This is a genomic window from Acinetobacter brisouii (assembly GCF_008993995.1).
Classification (GTDB): domain Bacteria; phylum Pseudomonadota; class Gammaproteobacteria; order Pseudomonadales; family Moraxellaceae; genus Acinetobacter; species Acinetobacter brisouii_A.
The window spans coordinates 1-7,117 of sequence record NZ_BKNN01000078.1 but is presented as its reverse complement, the minus strand read 5'-3'; the positions used below and the strand labels follow the sequence as shown (position 1 = coordinate 7,117).

The window sequence follows — 7,117 nt, the reverse complement described above, 5'->3', positions numbered from 1 at the left end:
CAATGGCTTTTATGGCTTCAGCTTTAAATTCTGCGGTGTAAGTCTTCTGTTTCTTGCTCATGGTAAACTCCTAATGAGTATGTATAGTTTACCAAGTTAAACCCTCCTGTTTTTTAAGCACACATCAGTGTGCTATGGGTTGGGAAAATTGAGTTTTATTCATGGTTCAAAATGAGTCTGTCTCGTGTCTAGGATACAGGGAGCAGTCCAATGTTCGATATTCCCGCCAATAGCTCATACAGAGAAGGACCTGGTCTTCCACACTTAACTTGGGCGGTCTGCCTTTAGTTGCAACATGCTTCTTTAATTGCTCAACCAATAAATCTTCGTGATATTTACTCCTTAGAGATTGCTCCAAATCAACTCATTTAATCAACAATATGCACAAAAAGCTGGCGTAGAAATGTATTAAAAATATATGTAAATGTGCATGTTGCACATGTTGTAAAGGGCATATTGCTTAAAAGTAACCCAATTTTAAAGCGGCACGGCTCTTGCAAACTCAGGTGTATTCAAAAATAACGCAAGAGACTGGAGCTAAAAATGAGTACACATGAAGAAAGTCCACTGACTGAAACACCCCAAGCCAATCGAAAAGGATTGTTTCCGATTGCAATGGTGCTGTTTAGTTTTACTTTTTTTACCGGCACTATGTTTGCTGGTGGCAAAATTGGTGTCGCATTTAATTTTGTTGACCTCCTCTGGATCACGGCAATTGGTAACCTGTTACTGGCTCTCTATGCTGCATCACTCGGTTTAATTTCTGCCCGCAGTGGTTTAAATACGGTATTAATGGGGCGGTTCTGCTTTGGTAATTTAGGCAGCAAACTCTCCGACTTTTTATTGGGTTTTGCTGAACTGGGCTGGTACGCCTGGGGAACTGCAACACTGGCTATTTCGCTGGTGAAAATTGTTGGGATGCCAGAAAGCTGGGTAATACCATTAATGGTGTTGTTCGGTTTACTCTTCTCAGTGACCGCATTGGTTGGTTTTAAAGGGCTGGAATACCTGTCACGGGTTTCAATTCCATTGATGTTTATCCTGCTCATTACCTCAATTGTATTGGCCACCAAAGAAATTGGCGGTTGGACGGGCTTGACTGCTGTTAAGCCAACGGAAGCCATGACGTTCTCTACCGCTGTAACCATCGTATTTGGTACGTTTGCCAGTGGTGCAACGCAAATCACCAACTGGACCCGTATGTCGAAAAACGGCAAGATCGCAGTATGGGCATGTCTGATCAGCTTTGTCATTGGTAACGGTTTGATGGTCTTGGCGGGTGCCTGGATGGCGATTGTTTACCAACAAGCTGACATTGTAGAGGTTCTAGTATTGCAAGGTCTATCTGTCGCAGCAGTGATTATGCTGTGCATGAACTTGTGGACTATTCAAGGCCCAACTATCTATAACGTGTCCGCAGCAGCATGCCATTTAGTACGTAGCGAACGTCGTAAAACCATGACGATCCTGGCGGCGATTGTGGGGATTGTGCTGGCTGTCGCAGGCATGTATGAGTTGTTATTGCCATTCCTGTTGTTACTCGGTGCGATCATCCCACCTGTAGGTGGCGTCATCATGGCGGATTACTGGGTTCGCTACAAAGGTCAATATCCATTGTTGAATGATGTAGAACTGCCAAATTTTAACTGGAATGGTCTGATAGCTTATAGCATCGGTGCAATCGTGGCGTATAACTCTCCTTGGATTGCCCCGATTGTCGGGATTGTGGTTGCTTCCGTATGTTATGTGGTGTTGATCCGTTTATTTCCAGCAAAATCGGCTGAAAAAACAGTACAAGTGATGACAGGACCATCAGTATGAGTATGACGGTGCAAGAAGTACTGGAACTACCACAGTTGTATGAACTGCGGCTGCGGGCAGGTGCCGATCATGTGCACCGTCTAGTTCGCTGGTTCTATGTCGCCGAGAACGAAGGAATTTCCGACTGGATTGAAGGTGGTGAACTGATATTTATTACCGGTATCAACCAGGTACGGGATGAAGCCAACCTGCTAGATCTATTAGATCAGGCTGCTATCAAAAACGTAGCAGGTATTGTGATCTTGACCGGTACCGATTTTATTCGTGAGATTCCGGCCACAGTGCTGGAAAAGGCCGATACACTCGGATTACCCCTGATTGAACAGCCTTACCACCTCAAGCTAGTGGAACTGACCCATGTGATTGGAACCCGCTTGGTACAGCTGTCGCAAATCAAGAAGTCTGCAGAGGACGTGGTGAGCCAGCTGTTACTGGGCCAGTATCCATCACTGGAAACCATTCAGTTGCGGGCACAGCAGTTGGGTTTACCCTTGTTAGGGCAACATGTGGTGGCAGTGGTTCGTTTGAGTAATGTGCAAGACTTTTTTCAGGATAGTGGTGCACAACACAAAGCCCATGATCTGTACCAGAAAAAACAGGCCTGTTATAAACATCTGGAAAGCTGGAGAAAACAGCATGAACAGGTTTTCCCTATTGTTCCGCAGGGAGAGCAGTTTAGTTTGGTTCTATCCTTGCAGGATCAGGATCTGAATTTCTGGTTCCAGGCTCTGTCGGCATTGGTTTCTGCTTTGCGCGAGTCTGAATCCGATCTCAAGTTGTATGTTGGACTTTCCACCGAAGTGAATTCTGCCGTTGCCTTTCAGCGCGGCTACTGGGAAGCCTGTCAGGCTGAAGAAATTGCCGCTGATTTAAAGACCAGTTCCGGTGTCTGCCTGTATAACGAATTGGGCGTGCTCAGATTGATCAAGGCAATTCCAAACAAAGCCGTTACCCAGCAACTAATGAATGAAACACTCGGCTGCCTGATTGAGCCAGAAAAAAAACAACCCTATCTGCTGATTGAAACCTTGGATGCCTGGTTAAAGGAAAGTGGCAATGCCATTCAAGCCGCTGCCCGGCTGGGTATTCACCGCAATACCCTGAACCAGCGTATCCAAAAAATTGAAGCATTAACCGGACAATCATTGGGCAATCCCAATTTCCGTTTGAATGCTTCTGTTGCCCTATTAATTTGGCAAATATCCCATGATTAGAGAAAAGAATATGAAAGTTATCAATGCAACCTTACGTAAAAAGACCGGTTTATTCACCATCAGCTATCACAATGGCGTAATTGATGCGATTGAGCCACAGGCCGGGTTACTAACCCTCGAAGGAGCTGACGTGATTGATGCGAAACAGCAGTTACTGATGTCGCCACTGGTTGATCCACACATTCATCTGGATGCGGTACTGACCGCGGGTGAGCCGGAATGGAATATGTCCGGAACCCTGTTTGAAGGAATTGAACGCTGGGCACAACGCAAGTCCAGCATTACCTTTGAAGACACAAAACAACGCGCAAAACAGACCATCGACATGCTGGTGGCGCATGGCATTCAGCATGTGCGTACCCATGTCGACATTACCGATCCGCAATTGACCGGATTGCAAGCCATGCTTGAGGTCAAGAACGAAGTCAAGGATGTGGTGAATCTGCAGATCGTGGCATTTCCGCAAGAAGGCATTGAGTCCTTTAAAAATGGCCGTGAACTGCTAGAAAAAGCCTTGCAGATGGGGGCTGATGTGGTCGGGGGGATTCCTCATTTTGAATATACCCGTGACAAAGGCGTGAGTTCCGTGCATTACCTGATGGACTTGGCCGAAAAATACAATGTACTGGTTGATGTCCATTGCGATGAAATCGATGATCCGAACTCACGTTTTCTGGAAGTATTGGCCGATGAAGCACTGGTCAGAAACATGGGCGAACGTGTCACGGCCAGTCACACCACAGCTATGGGCTCTTATGACAATGCCTACTGCTATAAACTGTTCCGTTTGCTGAAGCGCTCAAAAATCAACTTTATTTCCTGCCCGACCGAAAGCATCCATTTACAGGGCCGCTTTGACAGCTATCCAAAACGTCGTGGTCTGACCCGCGTGGCGGAGATTAACCGTGCTGGCATGAACATCTGCTTTGCGCAGGACTCGATCCGTGATCCATGGTATCCGGTCGGCAATGGCAATATCTTACGCATTTTGGATGCCGGTTTGCATATCTGTCACATGCTAGGCTATGAAGATCTGCAGCACTGTCTGGATCTAATCTCGGACAATTCTGCCAAAACCATGTGCCTGGGCGATCAATATGGCATCGAAGTAGGCAAACCGGCGAGCTTTATCCTGTTCAATGCCAAGAATGATTATGAGGTTGTCGCGAATCAGGCCAAGGCGGTGCTCAGTGTGCGTCATGGCAACATCATCATGCAGCGTCAGAAAGATCAGGTGCAATTATTGTCTGTTACCACGCCTGCTCAACCTCAACAGGATGTTGCGACTACGCGTTTAGCGATTGGCGTCTAATTTAATAGGTAAAACAACACACTAAAAATATCTGATCCGAATGAAAGATATTTTTCGATGAACTGATCCAGCGGGTAGGCAAAATCCGGATATATAACAAGCGGCATTGCCCTAAACCGGATTTACCTGACCCGCAATCCAAATCACTAAATCAAAAATTGTCTATGTTCTGCATAGATAAGGGGTTTCTTATGCTTAAAAAAAATGTATTCCACCATATAACGATTCCTTCAGGCTTAGCTTTGGCTATTTTATCTGCAACAACTGTGACGCATGCGGAAGAACAGGGCTGGTCGGTTTCTGGTTTTGTGCGAGGCAATTATCAATATAAAGAATATGCTGAAAGCGAAAAGAGTAAAGCGCAGATCAGTGATGTCCGGCTCAATCTGAATTACAAGAAAGATCAAGTGGACGGCAAGATTACAGCACGCTGTGTCCAGTTGCTATGATCTGAGTCAGGATCAGCAGTCTTGGAGCTTTGGCTATTTTCCAAAGGATGGCGGTAACTATAAAGGGGATAGTAAGGATGCATCACGTTATAGTGCCAATTTTATTGAAGGCGTATCAGACAATGCCACCCAGATTGATGAAAAGAATATGCTAATGATGCGTTATGCATATCAGGGTCAGAAGGATACGGCCGGATATACGCTAGGTTCATCCGTTTGGTATTCATTCTTGGACAATAAAAATAACAATAAGACCGGCAGTCGCATGAATGCCAACGTGTTTGGCCAGTGGGCGACACCAACTTATGACACAACCTTAACTTTTGGTTATTAGGATATCGACAACAAACAAGCTAGAGTGAACTATTCGACCTTTGGTTCTTTTGATACGGAATATCATGTTGATGTGTGCTGAATTAGCAGGAGACTTTCACTTGGGAGATTCTAGGCAGCTAACCGATAAAAGTCTTCTGCCATTTGATTTGGTGTCTTAAAATCCAAGCCTTTTTGAATTCTTCGTTGATTATAAAATAACTCTATATATTTTGTAATATCCGCTTTGGCTTCTTCCCTTGTTTTGTAGTTGCGATGATGGACTAGTTCATTTTTGAGTATGCCCCAGAAATGATGTGTGCTTAAAAAACAGGAGGGTTCCGGCTTGCCCCATCCGGGCAGCAGCTAGGCGCGACTCTCCCGCTCGATCTTGGCGAGCGCCAAAGCCAATCCCTGTGGGTCCGCGGGGCGTGAGGCTACGCAGCAGACAGTCGGTCAGCGCGATGGCCGCGTGATGCTTCGTACCGGTGGCGAAGGCGTTGACGACCCCGCTGGGCACGTAGTGCGGTACCGGCACGGCAGGCAACCCGGCCCGCGCCGCCAGTTCGCGCAACACAGCCCAAAGATCGGGCGCTTCATTCGGGTGCAGAGGGCGTGCGCCATACAGCCGCAGGGTCAGCCCGGAAGCCACCGCCGGTTCGAGCAGCAGGGTGAACCCCGCGGCAGCCTGCGCGTGGCGCCGATCACGATGGCTCATTTGGGCTTTCCCTGGCGGCCCGGTCATCGCGCTCGCGCAGCAGCCAGTAAGTCGCCCCGAGGGCCAGCGTCGCGCCTGCGAGCGCCGCGATCTTGGCGGGGCTGGTCTCCGGGTCGAGGATCACGAACTTGCGCGCCAGGGCGATCAGCCCGATCAGGATCACCGTCTTGACCTGGATGATGCTATCGCGGCGCAAGGCCACCCGCACGATGGAATGCTTGAACTCCATGGCGATGAGCAGCGTCATGATCATGCCGAACACGGTCTGGAAGACCTTGTGATCGAGCGGATTGAACGCATCGATGACCAGCAGGCTGAAGATGATCGAGATCAGCTGCAGCAGCGAGACCACGATGATCACGGCAATGATTGCGGACAGCGCGAGCGCGATCACCTGTTCGAAGCGCTCGTAGAACGTCATCACTGCCCATTGGGCACGAAATGTTTTGATCGGGTCCGGTTGCTTTTCCTTCATCGCCATTCCTCTCAATTCTGAAATACTTGTGCGCCCACAACTTGGTTGCGCCCTTGTCTTTTAGCCTGGTAGAGCGCGCTGTCCGCCTGCTGCATCACCTGCTCGAAAGAGTTTAAGCGGACGTCAAGGGGGGCTACCCCCATGCTGGCGCTATAGCTGATCGACACCTCTCCACACACCACCGCTGTCGTCGCAACGTCCTGACGAAATCGCTCCGCCCATACTTGGGCGTCTTCAATCGATGCCGCTTCCAACAACACAGCGAATTCCTCCCCCCAATCCGGGCAGCCATGTCGGTTGCGCGAATGTGTTCCCTCAACCGTGCAGTAAAGTGCTTGAGCACCTCATCGCCGCACCCGTGTCCATATAGTAAGCACGCAAAAAAAACAATACAATACCGATATGAGTTATCCAATACATTTTAGAAACAAAATATTAGCCAAGCTTGAAGAAGGCCAATCTATTCGAGCGGTTGCTCAGCACTTCGAAATTGATAAAAATACAATTGTCGAATGGAAAAAGCGAATCGAAATAAAAAGAACTCGACCAAGAAAACCATCTAAAGTTGATGATGATGCCTTACGTGCAGATTTTGCACAATATCCTGATGATTATCAATATGAGCGCGCTGCTCGTTTTGGTTGTGGTACTTCTACAATTGGAGATGCGCTCAAGCGTCTAAATATCACAGTTAAAAAAAGACCTTACTGCACCCAAAAGCAAAAACAGAACTCAGAGAGCAGTATTTAAAAGATTTAAACTAATGTGGTTCCGTTAATTAGACCACTCAATTCAGTTTTATAAGTGATAAATCAG

The 7,117-nt window shown here is 47.5% G+C and carries 8 protein-coding genes and 2 pseudogenes; 6 read left to right on the top strand and 4 right to left on the bottom strand.

The window, feature by feature from the left end; translation table 11 throughout:
* Nucleotides 1-543 precede the first annotated feature (543 nt).
* From codB to GBN19_RS16155, 5 genes are all read left to right on the top strand, one after another.
* The gene (gene codB / locus GBN19_RS13530; RefSeq protein WP_151711007.1) at nucleotides 544-1,821 is read left to right on the top strand and encodes a cytosine permease; all 1,278 of its coding nucleotides are present in this window, start codon (nucleotides 544-546) and stop codon (nucleotides 1,819-1,821) included.
* On the top strand, nucleotides 1,818-3,035 hold the full coding sequence (locus tag GBN19_RS13525; RefSeq protein WP_151778501.1) for a PucR family transcriptional regulator: 1,218 nt from the start codon (nucleotides 1,818-1,820) through the stop codon (nucleotides 3,033-3,035). Before codB ends, GBN19_RS13525 begins: the two co-directional genes overlap by 4 nt.
* 10 nt (nucleotides 3,036-3,045) lie before the next feature.
* A complete protein-coding gene (gene codA, locus GBN19_RS13520; RefSeq protein ID WP_151711008.1) occupies nucleotides 3,046-4,347 on the top strand; it encodes a cytosine deaminase in 1,302 nt (433 codons plus the stop codon).
* Between the two features lie 191 nt (nucleotides 4,348-4,538).
* Nucleotides 4,539-4,796: a hypothetical protein gene (locus GBN19_RS16160; protein WP_228271281.1), complete on the top strand. Its 258-nt coding sequence runs from the start codon at nucleotides 4,539-4,541 to the stop codon at nucleotides 4,794-4,796.
* Nucleotides 4,780-5,130 (top strand): hypothetical protein, encoded by a 351-nt coding sequence (locus GBN19_RS16155; protein ID WP_228271280.1) that lies wholly within the window; start codon nucleotides 4,780-4,782, stop codon nucleotides 5,128-5,130. The genes GBN19_RS16160 and GBN19_RS16155 overlap by 17 nt, the downstream gene beginning before the upstream one ends.
* A 110-nt stretch (nucleotides 5,131-5,240) precedes the next feature.
* Here the strand turns inward: GBN19_RS16155 and GBN19_RS13510 are convergent.
* From GBN19_RS13510 to GBN19_RS16150, 4 genes and pseudogenes are all read right to left on the bottom strand, one after another.
* Nucleotides 5,241-5,420 (bottom strand): annotated as a pseudogene (locus GBN19_RS13510) (IS3 family transposase); the annotation flags it as partial.
* Nucleotides 5,398-5,826, bottom strand: coding sequence for a M48 family metalloprotease (locus tag GBN19_RS13505; RefSeq protein WP_446053817.1), 429 nt, complete (start codon nucleotides 5,824-5,826; stop codon nucleotides 5,398-5,400). The gene GBN19_RS13505 and the pseudogene GBN19_RS13510, both read right to left, overlap by 23 nt.
* Nucleotides 5,813-6,301, bottom strand: coding sequence for a phosphate-starvation-inducible PsiE family protein (locus GBN19_RS13500; RefSeq protein ID WP_151778500.1), 489 nt, complete (start codon nucleotides 6,299-6,301; stop codon nucleotides 5,813-5,815). Before GBN19_RS13500 ends, GBN19_RS13505 begins: the two co-directional genes overlap by 14 nt.
* An 11-nt stretch (nucleotides 6,302-6,312) precedes the next feature.
* A pseudogene (locus GBN19_RS16150) lies at nucleotides 6,313-6,644 on the bottom strand (GGDEF domain-containing protein).
* Between the two features lie 59 nt (nucleotides 6,645-6,703).
* Here GBN19_RS16150 and GBN19_RS13485 point away from each other — a divergent pair.
* Nucleotides 6,704-7,051, top strand: a complete 348-nt coding sequence (locus GBN19_RS13485; RefSeq protein ID WP_151778499.1) for an IS630 transposase-related protein — start codon at nucleotides 6,704-6,706, stop codon at nucleotides 7,049-7,051.
* Nucleotides 7,052-7,117: the final 66 nt, after the last annotated feature.